Here is a 15649-nt window from a genome sequence, read left to right as displayed (position 1 = left end):
CCCTGCCCGGGCTCCCGCGCGGAGTCCGGGCAGGGCCGCGTCTCTTCCTGGCCCACCCAGGAGGACCACCAGTGCACACCAAGACCTTCGTGGCCGCGGCGGTCGGCCTCGGCCTGCTCACGCTCTCCGCGTGCGGGTCCGCCGACACCGAGGGGAAGGCGGACACCAAGACCGTGACCCTCGTCAGCCACGACTCATGGGCCGCTTCCAAGAACGTGATCGCGGACTTCGAGAAGCAGTCCGGCTACCGGTTGCGCGTCCTCAAGGACGGCGACGCCGGGCAGGCCGTCAACAAGGCGGTCCTCACCAAGGACAACCCCCAGGGCGACGTCTTCTTCGGCGTCGACAACACCCTGCTCTCCCGCGCCCTCGACAACGGCCTCTTCCAGCCGTACGCCGCCAAGGGCCTCGGCCAGGTCGACCCCGCCTTCCAGCTCGACGCGGCGAGGCACCGCGTCACCCCCGTCGACCACGGCGACATCTGCGTCAACTACGACAAGGCGTACTTCACCGAGCACAAGCTGAAGCCGCCGCGGACCTTCGCTGACCTCGCGGACCCGAAGTACAGGAACCTCCTGGTCACCGAGAACGCGGCCACCTCCTCGCCCGGCCTCGGCTTCCTGCTGGGCAGCGCCGCGAGTTACGGCGACAAGGGCTGGGAGGGGTACTGGAAGAAGCTGAAGGCCAACGGCGTCAAGGTCGTCGACGGCTGGGAGCAGGCGTACTACCAGGAGTTCTCCGGCTCGTCGGAGGGCAGGAAGGCGGGCGGTGACCGGCCGCTCGTCGTGTCGTACGCCTCCTCGCCGCCCGCCGAGGTGATCTACGCCAAGAAGAAGCCGTCGACCGCCCCGACCGGCGTCGCGGACGGCACCTGCTTCCGGCAGGTCGAGTTCGCCGGCCTGCTGAACCACGCGAAGAACCCCGAGGGCGGCAAGGCGTTCCTCGACTTCCTGCTGTCCAGGCAGTTCCAGCAGGACATGCCGCTGAACATGTTCGTGTACCCGGTGATCAAGGACGCGAAGGTCCCCGCCGAGTTCACGGAGTACGGGCCCGCCGCCAAGGACCCGCAGACCATGGCGCCCGAGAAGATCGCCGCCAACCGCGACCAGTGGGTCAGCTCGTGGACGTCGCTCGTACTGAAGTAGCCGAAGCGGCGGACGCGGCCGGACGGCGAGGCCGCGGGAGCGCGGCGCGGCTGGGGCTCATGGCCCTGCCCGTCGCGTTCTTCGCGCTGTTCTTCGCCTGGCCCGTCGCCGCGATCACCGTGCGCGGGCTCAAGGCCGACGGCACCTGGCACCTCGGGCGGTTCGCCGAGGTGCTGGGCCGCTCGGACATCCGGCACGTGTTGTGGTTCACCACCTGGCAGGCGCTCGCCTCCACCGCGCTGACCCTGCTGATCGTGCTGCCCGCCGCCTGGGTCTTCGCCCGGCTGGAGTTCCCCGGCAAACAGGTGCTGCGGGCCGTGGTCACCGTGCCGTTCGTACTCCCCACGGTGGTCGTCGGCACCGCCTTCCTCGCGCTGGTCGGCCACGGCGGACTGCTGGACGAGCTGTGGGGCGTCCGCCTGGACACCACGGTGTGGGCGATCCTGATCGCGCACGTCTTCTTCAACTACGCCGTCGTCGTCCGCACCGTCGGCGGTCTCTGGGGACAGCTCGACCCCCGGCAGGAGGAGGCCGCCCGGATGCTCGGCGCCTCCCCGCTGCGCGCCTGGCGCCAGGTGACCCTGCCCGCGCTGGCGCCCGCCGTGGCCGCCGCCGCGCTGATGGTCTTCCTGTTCACCTTCACCTCCTTCGGCGTGGTCCAGATCCTGGGCGGACCCACCTTCTCCACCCTGGAGGTGGAGATCTACCGCCAGACCTCCGAGGTCTTCGACCTGACCACGGCCGCCGTCCTCACCCTGGTCCAGTTCGCCGCGGTCGGCGCGATCCTCGCCGTGCACGCCTGGACGGTACGGCGCCGGGAGACCGCGCTGCGCCTGGTCGACGCCTCCGTGACCGCCCGGCGTCCGCGCGGCGCCGGCCAGTGGGCGCTGCTCGGCGGGGTGCTCGCCACCGTCGCCGTTCTGCTGGTGCTGCCGCTCGGCGTGCTGGTGCGCCGCTCGCTGGACGCGCCGGGCCTCGGCTACTACCGGGCACTGACCGACGCCGACGGCGGTACGTTCCTGGTGGCGCCGCTGCACGCGGTGTGGACCTCGCTGGAGTACGCCGTCGCCGCCACCGGCATCGCCCTGGTGGTCGGCGCCCTGGCCGCCGCCGCCCTGGCCCGCCGGGACGCGGGCCGGCTGATGCGCGGGTTCGACGCGCTGCTGATGCTGCCGCTCGGTGTCTCCGCCGTGACCGTCGGCTTCGGCTTCCTGATCGCGCTGGACGAGCCGCCGCTGGACCTGCGCCAGTCCTGGTTCCTGGTCCCGCTCGCCCAGGCGCTGGTCGGCGCGCCCTTCGTCGTACGGACCATGCTGCCGGTGCTCCGTGCGGTGGACACCCGGCTCAGAGAGGCGGCGGCCGTGCTCGGCGCCTCGCCCTGGCGGGTGTGGCGGGAGGTCGATCTTCCGCTGGTGCGGCGGGCGTTGCTGATCGCGGCCGGGTTCGCGTTCGCGGTGTCGCTCGGCGAGTTCGGGGCCACCGTGTTCATCGCCCGGCCCGACAACCCCACGCTGCCGGTGGCGGTGGCCCGGCTGCTGAGCCGGCCGGGGGAGCTGAACTACGGCCAGGCGATGGCCCTTTCCACGATTCTCATGGTGGTCTGCGCGGCCGCGCTGCTCATGCTGGAGCGGCTGCGCACCGACCGGACGGGGGAGTTCTGATGCTGCTGGGTCTTGAGGAGGCGACCGTCCGTCTCGGCGGGCGGCCGGTGCTCGACACCGTGGACCTCGGGGTCGCCGAGCACGAGGTGGTGTGCGTGCTCGGGCCCAGTGGCAGCGGCAAGTCGACCCTGCTGCGGAGCGTGGCCGGGCTCCAACCCCTAGACAGGGGGCGCGTGTTGCTCGACGGCCGCGACCAGGCGGGTGTGCCCGCGCACCGGCGCGGGGTCGGGCTGATGTTCCAGGACCACCAGCTCTTCCCGCAGCGGGACGTGGGCGGCAACGTCGCCTTCGGGCTCCGCATGCACGGCATGCCCAAGGGTGAACGGGACGTCCGGGTGGCGGAGTTGCTGGAGCTGGTCGGGCTGCCCGGCGCGGCCCGGCGGGCGGTGGCCGGTCTTTCGGGCGGGGAACAGCAGCGGGTGGCTCTCGCGCGGGCGCTGGCGCCCCGGCCGAGGCTGCTGATGCTGGACGAGCCGCTCGGGCAGTTGGACCGCTCGCTGCGGGAGCGGCTGGTGGTCGAACTCCGTGAACTCTTCAGCCGGTTGGGCACCACCGTGCTCGCCGTCACCCACGACCAGGGCGAGGCGTTCGCGCTGGCCGACCGGGTGGTGGTGATGCGGGACGGGCGGATCGCGCAGTCCGGGACCCCGCTGGAGGTGTGGCGCAGGCCGGCCGACGCCTTCGTGGCCCGGTTCCTCGGCTTCGAGAACGTGGTCCCGGCGAGCGTGACCGGGACGGCCGCCGACACCCCGTGGGGCAAGCTGCCCGTGCCCGAGGGGTCACCGCAGGGCGCCCGCGAGCTGCTGGTGCGGCCCGCCGGGGTGCGGCTCGTGGCCGCCGGTGAGGGACTGGCCTGCACGGTGACCGCCCGCACCTTCAAGGGCACCCATGTCGCGCTCCGGCTCCGGCCCCGCGACGGCGGCCCGCACCTGGAGGCGGCCTGCCCGCTGCGCGAGGCGCCGGAGACCGGCGCCGAGGCCGGGGTGGAGTTCGACGCGGCGGAGACCGTCGTCCTCGGCTGACTTGCGAAAGGACAGCGGCCCGCCCCCGTGCGAGACGGGGACGGGCCGCTGTCGGCTACGGCGGGCGGAAGCGTCAGCTACCGCTCTTCGCGCCACGGCGGCGCATGCCGAAGTACACCGCGCCACCGCCGACGACGACGAGGGCACCGGCGACACCGGCGATCAGACCGGTGTTGGAGTTCGCACCGGTCTCGGCGAGGTTGGAGTCACCGATCGCGGCGGAGGGCGCGTTGCTCGGCGCCTCGGACACCGGGGCGGCGGCGCCGCTCTCGCTCGCGGACGGTGCGGGGGACTCGGAGGCGGGAGCGGACGCGGACGGGGTCGGCGCGGCGGACTCGGAGACGGGCGTGGTCGGGGAGGGGGACTTCTCCTTCTTGCACGCGGTCGCCGGAGCCGTCAGGTTGGGCTCGATGTTCTTGTTGTCGATGAACCGGGGCACGTTGACGTTGACGCGGTAGACCGCACCGGGCGCCCAGTCCTCGTCGAAGACGATCGTGGCGCCTTCCTTGGTGCCGGTCACGACCTGCTCGCCGATCTTCTTCTCGTCGGCGCCGTTGTTCTCCAGGAACACCGAGACGGTGGCCTTCTGGCCGGAGAAGTCGCGGTCGGTGACGGTGATCTGGCCCTTCTCACCCTTGCACGTGGCCTCGGCCTTGAACTCGCTGATGTTGCAGGCGAGAGCCTGACCGGAGACACCCAGGACCAGGGCGGCCGACGCGGAGGCGAGACCCAGGATGCGCACGGAGCGGCGCGCGTTACGGCGGGATATGGACAAGTCATGTCCTTTGCTGAGTGCAGAACTGCGGGGGGTGGAGGGGGAGTTGGAGCGGTGGACGGAACGGAGCCCCAGCTTCCCCACAAGACACACAGGTTTATAAGCGCGTCATAAGCATGTCAATGCGCGGGCAGTCAACGGGCATTGACTTTACCTTCTTATTACTCCGCGAGACGTTTCAACGTGTCGGAAGCCAGCTCGATCCGGCCAACCAGGGCGATACGGGACTCCATCGGCCGTTCCAGCGCCAACGCCCGCAGCAGGGGCCAGGCGGGGAGCCTCTCGGTCCAGTGCTCCTCGTCCACCAGCACCATGGGCGTCGGATTGCCGCGCGAGCCGTAGTAGTTGGGCGTGGCGTTGTCGAAGATCTCCTGCACGGTCCCGGCCGCGCCCGGCAGGAACACCACCCCGGCGTTGGAGCGGGCCAGCAGGCCGTCCTCGCGGGTGGCGTTGGCGAAGTACTTGCCGAGACGGGAGGCGAACGCGTTGGGCGGCTCGTGGCCGTAGAACCAGGTCGGGATGCCCACCGACTCCCCGCCGCCCGGCCAGCGTTCGCGTACCTCGAAGGCGGCCCGCGCCCAGTCCGTCACGGACGGGGTGAACGAGGGGGCCTTGGCCAGAATCCGCAGGGCCTCGGTCAGCATCCCGTCCTCGAACGGCGCCGCGTACGCGCCGAGGTTGGCCGCCTCCATCGCGCCCGGACCGCCGCCGGTCGCCACCGTGAACCCCGCGCGGGCCAGTTCGCGGCCCAGCCGGGCCGCGCCCGCGTACTCCTCGGTGCCGCGCGCCATCGCGTGGCCGCCCATGACGCCCACCACCCGTGCGCCGGCGAGGAGTTCGTCCAGCGCGTCGGAGACCGAGTCGTCGTGGATCGCGCGCAGCATCGAGGCGAGTACGTCACCGTCGGACTTGGTCCGCTGGAACCACGCGTAGGCCAGCGCGTCCGGCGTCGCCTCGTACCCGTCGGCCAGCGAGGCGAACAACTCCTCGGGGGAGTAGACGAATCCGCGGTACGGGTCGAAGGGCAGACCCGGTACCGGCGGGAACACCAGGGCGCCACGGGCGGTGAGGTGGGCGGCCGCCCCGATGTGCATCGGGCACCCGAGGAAGACGGCGCCCGTGGTGTCCAGCCTCAGCAGGTCTTCCGTACGGCCGGTCAGGTCGACGGCCTGCACCCGGAAGCGGGCGAGCGTGCCGTGCGCGGCGACGACGGCGTCGAACTCCTCCAGCGACTCGATCTCATGGTCCGGGGCGACCTCGTGCGGCCGGGCGGGTATCGAAGGCATCCGCACATGCTAGGCGGCGCCTCGTCCCCCGACGGAGTACCGGGCCCGCAGCCGGGTGAACGCGGTCGGGGCCGGACGGTGGGGGAGGAAGTCGCGGATGCGCTCGGCGCAGGCGCGCGGGGACTCGGCCCCGGTGTCGCACTCCAGGTCGTAGTCGCCGTGGGCGTGGACGAGGTCGTACTGGAGGGCGGCGAGGCCCGGCTCCCGGTCGCCGCGGGCGCGCTCGCGCCGCTCCAGCTCCTCCAGCGGACAGTGCACGCCGACGAAGAGGACGTCCTCGGGGCGGAGCACGGTCAGGCAGTCGGTCAGCCGCCACGGCTCGCTGAGCACATGGTCCACCACGAGATCGTTGCCCACCTCGGCCATGGCCGCGACCGAGCGGTGGAAGCCGAGCCGGGTCCGGCGCAGCGCGGCGTCGAACTCCTTCGGGGACAGCTCCCGCTGGGCCCGCATCGCGTTGAAGGCGTCCACCGAGAGGTGGGAGTACACGCCGTCCAGGAGGCCGAGCAGCTCGCGCGCGATGCTCGACTTCCCGGAACTCGACGTGCCGTTGAGGAAGATGATCCGGCCGGGTGTCATACGGGCATGCTCACCCCTGGACGGCGGCGGGATCCATCCACATGATCTCCCAGGTGTGGCCGTCGAGGTCGTCGAAGGCGCGGCCGTACATGAAGCCGTGGTCCTGGGTCTGGCCGTGCGAGGTGCCGCCCGCCGCGATGGCCTTCTCCACCAGCTCGTCCACCTTCTCGCGGCTCTCCGCGCTCAGACAGAGCAGGGTCTCGCTGGAGGTGCGGGAGTCCACGATCTCCTTCTGGGTGAACTGGGCGTAGTGCGCGGGCGACAGGAACATCGCCACGATCGTGTCGCTGATCATCACGCTGACCACTTCGTCCGTGCTGAACTGCTCGTTGATGCCGTAACCCAGGTCGCTGTAGAACTTCCGGGTGGCGGGCACGTCGGCGGTGACGAGATTCACGAAGATCATCTGCTGGTACACGGTTTCTCCCTACGACAAGTGCGCGAGTGCGACAAGTGCGCGAGCTGCTTACGCCGGTATAGACGACGGGCCGCCGGAAAACTCATCGGCGGCCCGTGAACTCGTCCCTGTCACTTCGTCGGCGGCAGCGCCGACAGGTAGGCGATCAGCAGGGTGAGCGGTACGAACAGGGTGATCAGCGCGGCGGCCCGCAGTGCGGCGGAGCCCCGCAGCATGGTGGCCGGGGCGCCGAGCCGGAGCAGCGCGGCCGTGGTGCCGGCGCGGGACTGGCGGGTCTCCACGGCGGCCGTCAGCAGCGTGGCCAGTGCGCAGCCGCCGACCACCAGCGTGGCCACGGTGGACAGCGGGCCGAAGGCGGCGGCCGGCTGGTCGTACATCGCGGTCGTGGCGAGCGCGGCCGACGTCACCGAGCAGACCACTCCGAGCGGGCGCCCGATCCGCGTGGCCTCCGACATCAGCACCCGCCCGGCCAGCAGCCGCAGCGCGCCGGGCTGTGCCGACTGCAGGACCTTCCCGCACAGGTAGGTGAGGCCCGGCGCGGCCAGGACCAGTCCGAGCGCGGTGAGCAGCCAGCCGCCCAGCACCGCCGCGCCCTCCACGGGCAGCGCCAGCACGGACGCCGGGGCGGCCCGGTTCGCGTACGCCTGCACGGCGAGGCCCGCCGCCAGCGCGGCGACACCCCAGGGGAAGCCCGCCGGAGCCTCGCGAGGCGGCGGCGCGACGGTCAGCACGTCCGACCAGCCCTCGCTCTCCGCGTCCACCGGGGTTTCCTCGGAAGCGGGCGTCTCCGCCTTGTGGAGGACGGCGTGCCAGCGGGCGCCGAAGGACGCCGTGCCCTTCGCCGCGGGCCGGCGCGGGTCCCGCGGGCGCAGGCTGAGCGCCACCGCGCCCGAGGCGGCGAGCGGCAGCAGCGCCAGCAGCGTCAGCGCGGCCGGGACCGGGAGCGGCCGGTCGGCCGCGAGGAACTGCGCGCCCTTGCCGTCGATGGGCAGCCCCGACAGGTCGCCGCGCAGATGCAGGAAGAACAGCAGGGCGACCAGCGAGCCCAGCGTGCAGGCGAGCAGCGTGGTCAGCGCCGAGACCGCCATCAGCCGGCCCGGCCCCAGCCCCACCGCCGACAGCCCCGGCCGGGGCCGCGTACCGGGGTCGGTACGGGCCACCGCCAGCGCCAGGTACACCGTCGCGGCGAGCGGCACCACGCACCAGGCCAGCCGCAGCGCGGCCGCGCCCGGAGTCTGGGGGTGGCCCATCGCGTAGCCGAGGGAACCGAGCAGCAGGAAGCCGGTGCCCGCCGAGGCGGCCGCCACCAGCAGGCGGCGCAACTGGACGGCGGGCCGGGCCGCGCGGGTCAGACGGAGAGCGAGCACGCCGCCCGGCCTTCCGTGTCCGGGGCGTCGGGGAGGTGCACGGTCTTCACCCGGCGTCCGTCCAGCAGCGAGACCGAGCGGTCGGCCAGCGCCGCCGTCTCCGGGTCGTGGGTGGCGAGGACCACCGTGATGCCGTGCGAGCGGGCCGCCGTGGTGAGCGTGCGCAGCACGTGCCCGCGGTCGGCGCGGTGCAGCGGCGCGGTCGGCTCGTCGGCGAACAGCACCGTCGGCCCCGGCGCCAGCGCGCGGGCGATGGCGACGCGCTGCCGCTCCGCCTGGAGCAGTTCGTGCGGGCGCTTCCTGGACTTGTCGCCCACGTCCAGCCGCTCCAGCCACTCCATCGCGGCCACCTTGGCGCGGCGGCGGCTGGTGCCGCGCAGCATCAGCGGCAGCGCCGCGTTCTCCCAGACGTTCAGCTCCGGCACGAGCGCCGGGGCCGGGTCGATCCAGCCGAACCGGTCGCGGCGCAGCTTCTCGCGGGCCATCGGGCCCAGGGTGTGCACGGGGGAGCTGTTGAACCACACCTCGCCCTCGTCCACCCTGACCTGCCCGGACAGACAGCGCAGCAGGGTCGTCTTGCCGCTGCCGCGCGGGCCGCCGACCGCGAGGATCTCGCTCTCCCGGACGCCCAGCGAGATGCCGGCGATGCCGGGGGAGCCATCGGGATGCTTGAAGTGCAGGGAGCGTGCCCACAGCACGTCGTTGTCCGGCGGAGCCTCCATGGCGTACACCTCGGTTCTGATCCGTTTTCCCGTGTCCCTGTGCCCTGTTCGGGGGAACGAAGACCGGGCCGATCGGTCACTGGGCACGCTAGGCAGCACCGAGGGGGAGGCGGCACAGCACACGGCCCCGGGCCGCCGTTCTCACTCGAACGGGCGGCGCCGGGGCCGGGGCGGCGGGGGCGGACCGGTCAGAGCTTCGCCCACGCCTCCGTCAGGGTGGCGCGCAGGATCTGCTCGATCTCGTCGAACGTCTCCTGGTTGGCGATCAGCGGCGGAGCGAGCTGGATCACCGGGTCACCGCGGTCGTCGGCACGGCAGTACAGGCCGTTCTCGAACAGGGCCTTGGAGACGAAGCCGTACAGGACGCGCTCGATCTCCTCGCCGTCGAAGGACTCCTTGGTGTTCTTGTCCTTCACCAGCTCGATGCCGTAGAAGAAGCCGTTGCCGCGGACGTCGCCGACGATGGGCAGGTCGTGCAGCTTCTGGAGGGTGCGCAGGAAGGCGCCCTCGTTGTCCAGGACGTGCTGGTTCAGGCCCTCGCGCTCGAACAGGTCCAGGTTGGCGAGGCCGACCGCGGCGGAGACCGGGTGGCCGCCGAAGGTGTAGCCGTGCAGGAAGACGTTGTCGCCCTGGTAGAAGGGCTCGGCGATCCGGTCGGAGACGATCGTCGCGCCGATCGGGGAGTAACCCGAGGTCATGCCCTTGGCGCAGGTGATGATGTCCGGGACGTAGCCGAACTTGTCGCAGGCGAACATCGTGCCCAGGCGGCCGAAGGCGCAGATGACCTCGTCCGAGACGAGCAGCACGTCGTACTGGTCGCAGATCTCGCGCACCCGCTGGAAGTAGCCGGGGGGCGGCGGGAAGCAGCCGCCGGCGTTCTGCACCGGCTCCACGAAGACCGCGGCGACCGTGTCGGGGCCCTCGAAGAGGATCTGCTGCTCGATCTGGTCGGCGGCCCAGCGGCCGAACGCCTCCGGGTCGTCGCCGTGGATCGGGGCGCGGTAGATGTTGGTGTTCGTCACCTTGTGCGCGCCCGGCACCAGCGGCTCGAAGGGCGCCTTCAGCGCGGGCAGGCCGGTGATGGACAGGGCGCCCTGGGGGGTGCCGTGGTACGCCAGCGAGCGGGATATCACCTTGTGCTTGGTGGGCTTGCCGACCAGCTTGAAGTACTGCTTGGCCAGCTTCCACGCGGTCTCCACGGCCTCGCCGCCGCCGGTGGTGAAGAAGACCTTGTTGAGGTCGCCGGGGGCGTAGCCGGCCAGCCGCTCGGCCAGCTCGATCGCCTTCGGGTGGGCGTAGGACCACACGGGGAAGAAGGCCAGCTCCTGGGCCTGCTTCAGCGCGGTCTCGGCCAGCTCCACCCGGCCGTGCCCGGCCTGCACCACGAACAGGCCCGCCAGGCCGTCGAGGTACCGCTTGCCCTTGTCGTCGAAGACGTGGGTGCCCTCGCCCCGCACGATGGTGGGGACGGGCGAGTTCTCGTACGACGACATGCGGGTGAAGTGCATCCACAGGTGGTCGTACGCGGTGCGGCTGAGGTCCTTCTGCGTCACGGTTATCGGGTTCCCCACATGTAGGTCTGCTTCTTGAGCTTGAGATAGACGAAGCTCTCGGTGGAGCGGACGCCGGGCAGCGCCCGGATACGCCGGTTGATCACGTCCAGCAGGTGGTCGTCGTCCTCGCAGACGATCTCGGCGAGGACGTCGAAGGAGCCCGCGGTCATCACCACGTACTCGACCTCCGACATGGCGCTCAGGGCGTCCGCGACGCTCTCCACGTCGCCCTCGACGTGCACGCCGACCATCGCCTGGCGGCGGAAGCCCACGGTGAGCGGGTCGGTGACCGCGACGATCTGCATCACGCCCTGGTCCAGCAGCTTCTGCACCCGCTGGCGCACCGCCGCCTCGGAGAGGCCGACCGCCTTGCCGATCGCGGCGTAGGGCCTGCGGCCGTCCTCCTGGAGCTGCTCGATGATCGCGAGAGAGACGGCGTCCAACTGCGGGGTCGCCCCCCTGGACTCGCTCCTGGACTCGCGGGCGGAGTCCCTGTGTTCTGTGCTTCGACTGGCCACGCCCTCACTGTGCACGACACCTCGACAGTTTCGCAAGGCTCGATCGATGAAATTCGTTGTTTACGGGCGTGCAGTGTGCGGATTTCGCAGGACGGGTGGCGGTGGGGGTGTTGAAAACGTGGGTGTCCCGACTAGGGTTGGGTTGTCTCAGCCACCGGACAGCCGTGCGGCACCTCCGGGGCGGGGACAGCTCGAACCCTCGAACCAGATCAGGAGGCCGGCAGTGAGCACCGAGCCGCGTGGGCTGCGCAAACTCCGGAACTATGTCGCCGGTGAGTTCCGGGACGCCGCCGACGGACGGACCACCGAGGTGGTCAACCCCGCCACCGGTGAGGTGTACGCGACCGCGCCGCTGTCCGGGCAGGCGGACGTGGACGCCGCCATGGACGCGGCCGCCAAGGCGTTCCCCGCCTGGCGCGACACCACCCCCGCCGAGCGGCAGAAGGCCCTGCTGAAGATCGCGGACGCGTTCGAGGAGCGGGCCGAGGACCTCATCGCGGCGGAGGTGGAGAACACGGGCAAGCCCATCGGGCTCACCCGCTCCGAGGAGATCCCGCCGATGGTCGACCAGATCCGCTTCTTCGCGGGCGCGGCCCGGATGCTGGAGGGGCGCTCGGCCGGCGAGTACATGGACGGCCTGACCTCCATCATCCGCCGTGAGCCGATCGGCGTCTGCGCGCAGGTCGCGCCGTGGAACTACCCGATGATGATGGCCGTGTGGAAGTTCGCCCCGGCGCTCGCCGCGGGCAACACGGTCGTCCTCAAGCCCTCGGACACCACCCCCGCCTCCACCGTCCTCATCGCCGAGATCATCGGCTCGGTGCTGCCCGCGGGCGTCTTCAACGTCATCTGCGGCGACCGCGACACCGGCCGCATGATGGTCGAGCACCCGACCCCGGCGATGGCCTCCATCACCGGCTCGGTGCGCGCGGGCATGTCGGTGGCCGAGTCCGCTTCCAAGGACCTCAAGCGGGTCCACCTGGAGCTGGGCGGCAAGGCGCCGGTCGTCGTCTTCGAGGACACCGACATCCCGAAGGCCGTCGAGGACATCTCGACGGCGGGCTTCTTCAACGCCGGCCAGGACTGCACGGCCGCCACGCGTGTCCTCGTCCAGGAGTCCATCCACGACGAGTTCGTGGCCGCGCTCGCCAAGGCCGCGTCCGAGACGAAGACCGGGCAGCCGGACGACGAGGACGTGCTCTACGGCCCGCTGAACAACCCCAACCAGCTCAAGCAGGTCGCCGGCTTCATCGAGCGGCTGCCCGCGCACGCCAAGGTCGAGTCCGGTGGCCACCAGGTCGGTGACAAGGGGTACTTCTACGCCCCGACCGTCGTCTCCGGCCTCCAGCAGGACGACGAGATCATCCAGAACGAGGTGTTCGGGCCGGTCATCACCGTCCAGTCCTTCACCGACGAGGACCAGGCCGTCGAGTGGGCCAACGGCGTCGACTACGCGCTGGCCTCCTCGGTGTGGACCAAGGACCACGGGCGCGCCATGCGCATGTCCAAGAAGCTGGACTTCGGCTGTGTGTGGATCAACACCCACATCCCGCTGGTCGCGGAGATGCCGCACGGCGGCTTCAAGAAGTCGGGGTACGGCAAGGACCTGTCGGCGTACGGGTTCGACGACTACACGCGGATCAAGCACGTGATGACTTCTCTGGACGCGTGAGACTCTGCCGGGCCCGGCCGGATGTCGGCCGCGGGCGCGTGGGGGCTGGTCGCGCAGTTCCCCGCGCCCCTGGGTCGGCATCCGGATTGTTCCTTCAAGGGATCGGGCGGCACACTTTCGGGGTGCTTCACACCTCTGTTCGTGGTTCCGCCCCCTCCCGCCGGTCCGTGCTGCGGGCCCTCGGGGGCACCGCCGCGCTCGGCGCGCTCGCCGGGTGCGGGGTGCCCTCGGCGTACGTCCGTCCCGGCGACCGCTCCGCGCCCGACCGCTCCGCCGCCGACCAACGGCTGACCTGGTCGAACTGGCCGCTGTACATCGACACCGATGACGACGACGCGAACAGGCGGCCCACGCTGGACGCCTTCGAGAAGCGCACCGGGATCTCCGTCGACTACGTCGAGGAGATCAACGACAACGACGAGTTCTTCGGCAAGATCAGCCCCGCCCTGATGAACCACCGGCCCACCGGCCGGGACCTCATCGTCATCAGTGACTGGATGTGCGCGCGGTACGTCCGCCTCGGCTGGGTCCAGCGGATGGACCGGGCCGAGCAGCCCAACGTGGCGAAGTACCTGGACCCCCTGCTGCGCCGGCCCGCCTTCGACCCGGGCCGTCTCCACACCGTCCCCTGGCAGTCCGGGATCACCGGGATCGCGTACGACCGCCGGCGGCTCGGCCGCGAGATCCGGCACGTGAAGGACCTCTGGGCGAGCGACCTCAAGGGCCGGGTCACGCTGCTGTCCGGGCTGAACGAGGCGTTCGCGCTGCTGATGCAGGGCAACGGCGTGGACATCACCCGCTGGACGGCCGACGACTTCCACACCATGTGCGACGAGGTCGAACGCGAGGTCCGCCGGGGGCAGATCCGCCGCTTCACCGGCAACGACTACACCAAGGACCTGGTCAGCGGCGACGTCCTCGCCTGCCAGGCGTACTCCGGCGATGTCATCCAGCTCCAGGCCGACAACCCGCACATCCGCTTCGTCGTCCCCGAGGAGGGCGCCGAACTCTGGTCGGACTCCCTGATGATCCCCGACCGCGCGGCCCACAAGACCGCCGCCGAGCGCCTGATCGACTACTACTACACCCCCTCGGTCGCCGCCGAACTCGCCACCTGGGTCAACTACGTCTGCCCGGTCCCGGCAGCCCAGCCCCTCCTCGCCGACAGCCCCGACCGCGCCACCGCCGCCCTGGCCACAAACCCCCTGATCTTCCCCAACGCCCCCATGCGCAAGCGCCTAGCCATCGCCCGCGACATCAAGCCGACGGAACGCCCGGAATTCACCCGGCGATGGAACTCGATCGTGGGGTTGTAGGGGTCTAGGGTTTCTCCCCTGCGATCAGGGGGCTGGACATGGCGGGGAAGTCGTCGCCTTTTGGCGACATATTGCGGAGTCACCTGGGGTCGGCGCGTGCTGTGACCAGTCTGCGGGAGTACTTCGGGCTGGAGGGCGAGGCGCCCTATACGGGGGCACGGTTCGAGCACCTTGGAGGCGATCGGGTCGGGGTCGTGGATGTGGTGACGGCTGAGGATCTGGTCGCGGTGCAGATGTTGTCGGTGACCGTCCCGGCGAAGGCTGCCTTGGAGCTGCTGGAGGGTGAGCCGGGCAGGCATCTGAGCGAGCTGCTGAGGCGTATACCGGCGGATGCCGACATGGCCGAGGTCGAGGCTGCGGAGCTGGACACCGGCTCGCCTGCTGATCAGGCATGGAGACTCCTGTTCCGGGTGAAGGGCATCGGCTGGGTCATGGCCGGCAAGTTGCTGGCAAGAAAGCGGCCCCGGTTGGTCCCCGTCTACGACAGGGTCGTGAGGTGCGTCGTCGGTAGTCCGTCCTCTTTCTGGCTCGATCTTCACCGCGCGCTCCGAGCCGATGGTCAGGCTCTCCACCACGAGCTGCTCGACCTGCGGGAACGAGCCGGGGTACCCAAGACCGTGAGTGCCCTGCGCGTCTGTGACGTGGTCCTCTGGATGGCACACCACGAAGATCATCGAACCTTGCGCTGCCCCGGCCATGGCACGCTGTCGGTATGAGCAGCTCGTCCGTGGACCCGCGTCGTCTGCGGGAGTTCGTGTTGTTGCGGCGGGTGCGGGATCGGATTGATCGGGAGTATGCGCGGCCGTTGGACGTGGAGGCGTTGGCGCGTGGGGTGAACATGTCCGCGGGGCATCTCAGTCGGCAGTTCCGGGCGGCGTACGGGGAGTCGCCGTACAGCTATCTGATGACGCGGCGGATCGAGCGGGCGATGGCCTTGCTGCGGCGCGGGGATCTGAGCGTGACCGAGGTGTGTTTCGAGGTGGGGTGCTCCTCGCTCGGGACGTTCAGTACGCGGTTCAGTGAGCTGGTCGGGATGGCGCCGAGTGTGTACCGCGTCGAGGCCGCGCGGGCTACGGAAGGGCTGCCGACCTGCGTGGTGAAGGTGGTCACCAGACCGGTCAGGAATCGAGAAGCGCGGGCCCCGGGCCACGGCTAGCGTGACGGCCATGGACATCACCATTCACGCCAGCTTCCTCCCGCAGGACGACCCGGAGGCGGCGCTCGCCTTCTACCGGGACACGCTCGGCTTCGAACTGCGCAACGACGTCGGCCACAACAACCTGCGCTGGCTCACCGTCGGACCCAAGGGCCAGCCGGACACGAACATCGTGCTGAGCCCGCCCGCCATGGACCCCGGCATCACCGACGACGAGCGGCGCGTCATCGCCGAGATGATGGCCAAGGGCACGTACGCCGGCATGGTGCTGGCCACCCCCGACCTGGACGGCACCTTCGACCGGCTCGTGGCCGCCGGTGCCGACATCGTCCAGGAGCCCGCCGACCAGCCGTACGGCATCCGGGACTGCGCGGTGCGGGACCCCGCCGGCAACATGCTCCGCATCCAGGAACACCGCTGAGCCGGCCCGGCGTAGGACAAGAAGCCAGTACGTGAAGA

General features: G+C 70.9%; 16 protein-coding genes. 8 read left to right on the top strand and 8 right to left on the bottom strand.

Annotated elements, in window-relative coordinates; translation table 11 throughout:
* Positions 1-71 precede the first annotated feature (71 nt).
* From ACZ3HQ_RS00210 to ACZ3HQ_RS00200, 3 genes are read left to right on the top strand one after another with little or no spacing between them, the layout of a single operon-like run.
* Complete coding sequence (locus tag ACZ3HQ_RS00210) at positions 72-1145, top strand: thiamine ABC transporter substrate-binding protein (protein WP_467506691.1); 1074 nt, start codon at positions 72-74, stop codon at positions 1143-1145.
* Positions 1146-1204: 59 nt separating this feature from the next.
* Entirely contained in the window at positions 1205-2806 is a 1602-nt protein-coding gene (locus tag ACZ3HQ_RS00205; protein WP_467506689.1) for an ABC transporter permease, read from the top strand.
* Positions 2806-3828: an ABC transporter ATP-binding protein gene (locus tag ACZ3HQ_RS00200; protein WP_467506687.1), complete on the top strand. Its 1023-nt coding sequence runs from the start codon at positions 2806-2808 to the stop codon at positions 3826-3828. The genes ACZ3HQ_RS00205 and ACZ3HQ_RS00200 overlap by 1 nt, the downstream gene beginning before the upstream one ends.
* A gap of 73 nt (positions 3829-3901) precedes the next feature.
* Here the strand turns inward: ACZ3HQ_RS00200 and ACZ3HQ_RS00195 are convergent, their stop codons facing one another.
* The 8 genes from ACZ3HQ_RS00195 to ACZ3HQ_RS00160 all read right to left on the bottom strand — a co-directional run bounded on the left by ACZ3HQ_RS00195 (position 3902) and on the right by ACZ3HQ_RS00160 (position 11061).
* Positions 3902-4603 carry an LAETG motif-containing sortase-dependent surface protein gene (locus ACZ3HQ_RS00195; RefSeq protein ID WP_467506685.1) on the bottom strand — a complete coding sequence of 234 codons (702 nt, stop codon included), beginning with the start codon at positions 4601-4603 and terminating at the stop codon, positions 3902-3904.
* Positions 4604-4764: 161 nt separating this feature from the next.
* A complete protein-coding gene (locus tag ACZ3HQ_RS00190) occupies positions 4765-5889 on the bottom strand; it encodes an LOG family protein (RefSeq protein WP_467506683.1) in 1125 nt (374 codons plus the stop codon).
* A gap of 9 nt (positions 5890-5898) precedes the next feature.
* A complete protein-coding gene (locus tag ACZ3HQ_RS00185) occupies positions 5899-6468 on the bottom strand; it encodes a chloramphenicol phosphotransferase CPT family protein (protein WP_467506681.1) in 570 nt (189 codons plus the stop codon).
* Positions 6469-6478: 10 nt separating this feature from the next.
* Positions 6479-6886: a VOC family protein gene (locus ACZ3HQ_RS00180; RefSeq protein WP_467506679.1), complete on the bottom strand. Its 408-nt coding sequence runs from the start codon at positions 6884-6886 to the stop codon at positions 6479-6481.
* A gap of 110 nt (positions 6887-6996) precedes the next feature.
* Positions 6997-8253, bottom strand: a complete 1257-nt coding sequence (locus tag ACZ3HQ_RS00175) for a hypothetical protein (RefSeq protein WP_467506677.1) — start codon at positions 8251-8253, stop codon at positions 6997-6999.
* Positions 8235-8975, bottom strand: coding sequence for an ABC transporter ATP-binding protein (locus ACZ3HQ_RS00170; protein WP_391754089.1), 741 nt, complete (start codon positions 8973-8975; stop codon positions 8235-8237). The genes ACZ3HQ_RS00175 and ACZ3HQ_RS00170 overlap by 19 nt, the downstream gene beginning before the upstream one ends.
* A gap of 188 nt (positions 8976-9163) precedes the next feature.
* On the bottom strand, positions 9164-10528 hold the full coding sequence (locus ACZ3HQ_RS00165) for an aspartate aminotransferase family protein (RefSeq protein WP_467506675.1): 1365 nt from the start codon (positions 10526-10528) through the stop codon (positions 9164-9166).
* A gap of 2 nt (positions 10529-10530) precedes the next feature.
* On the bottom strand, positions 10531-11061 hold the full coding sequence (locus ACZ3HQ_RS00160; RefSeq protein WP_350899530.1) for an Lrp/AsnC family transcriptional regulator: 531 nt from the start codon (positions 11059-11061) through the stop codon (positions 10531-10533).
* Between the two features lie 208 nt (positions 11062-11269).
* Between ACZ3HQ_RS00160 and ACZ3HQ_RS00155 the strand changes: the two genes are divergently transcribed.
* The 5 genes from ACZ3HQ_RS00155 to ACZ3HQ_RS00135 all read left to right on the top strand — a co-directional run bounded on the left by ACZ3HQ_RS00155 (position 11270) and on the right by ACZ3HQ_RS00135 (position 15611).
* Entirely contained in the window at positions 11270-12718 is a 1449-nt protein-coding gene (locus ACZ3HQ_RS00155; protein ID WP_467506672.1) for a gamma-aminobutyraldehyde dehydrogenase, read from the top strand.
* A gap of 122 nt (positions 12719-12840) precedes the next feature.
* Positions 12841-14034 (top strand): extracellular solute-binding protein, encoded by a 1194-nt coding sequence (locus ACZ3HQ_RS00150; protein WP_467506670.1) that lies wholly within the window; start codon positions 12841-12843, stop codon positions 14032-14034.
* Between the two features lie 38 nt (positions 14035-14072).
* Positions 14073-14750: a DUF6308 family protein gene (locus ACZ3HQ_RS00145; protein ID WP_467506668.1), complete on the top strand. Its 678-nt coding sequence runs from the start codon at positions 14073-14075 to the stop codon at positions 14748-14750.
* Positions 14747-15190, top strand: coding sequence for a helix-turn-helix transcriptional regulator (locus tag ACZ3HQ_RS00140; protein ID WP_467506666.1), 444 nt, complete (start codon positions 14747-14749; stop codon positions 15188-15190). The genes ACZ3HQ_RS00145 and ACZ3HQ_RS00140 overlap by 4 nt, the downstream gene beginning before the upstream one ends.
* A gap of 10 nt (positions 15191-15200) precedes the next feature.
* Positions 15201-15611 (top strand): VOC family protein, encoded by a 411-nt coding sequence (locus ACZ3HQ_RS00135; RefSeq protein ID WP_467506664.1) that lies wholly within the window; start codon positions 15201-15203, stop codon positions 15609-15611.
* Positions 15612-15649 lie beyond the last annotated feature (38 nt).

Source organism: Streptomyces sp. NPDC018263, from assembly GCF_055562575.1.
This window is presented reverse-complemented; position numbering and strand designations above follow the sequence as displayed.